The organism is Photobacterium sp. R1 (genome assembly GCF_054600795.1).
The window spans coordinates 1-375 of sequence record NZ_BAAHZP010000193.1 but is presented as its reverse complement, the minus strand read 5'-3'; the positions used below and the strand labels follow the sequence as shown (position 1 = coordinate 375).

At 56.8% G+C, this 375-nt stretch carries 1 protein-coding gene; it reads right to left on the bottom strand.

Going from position 1 to position 375, the window contains the following annotated elements; translation table 11 throughout:
* The coding region (locus ACYP03_RS24630; RefSeq protein WP_459782472.1) for a c-type cytochrome at positions 1-375 on the bottom strand (375 nt) is incomplete at both ends.

The following is a 375-nucleotide window of genomic DNA, read 5'->3' as shown; positions in this document are numbered from 1 at the left end:
AATACCTTCACCGGGCGATTTTACCGGATCGCCAGCCGACTCAGTGATCCAATCCGGCGGTGCCGGGTTTTTAGTTGCCAGCCAGGCAATAATGGCTGCACGTGCACCTGGGTCTTTCACGCCGGGAAAAACCATCTTGGTGCCGGGTGCGAAGTCGGAAGGAGAGGTCAAAAACGCATCAAGTTTTGCGGCATCCCACTGTCCCTGATGCTGCTTTAGCGCATCGCTGTATTGGAAGCCTTCAGCACTGGCGATATTGCGTTCGGCTAAACCCCAGAGTGGCGGCCCGATGGCCGTCACCCCATCCGGTTCGACCTGATGGCAGGCTTTGCAGACCAAGGCTTGTTGTTCGCCTGCGGCAATCAGAGTTTCATC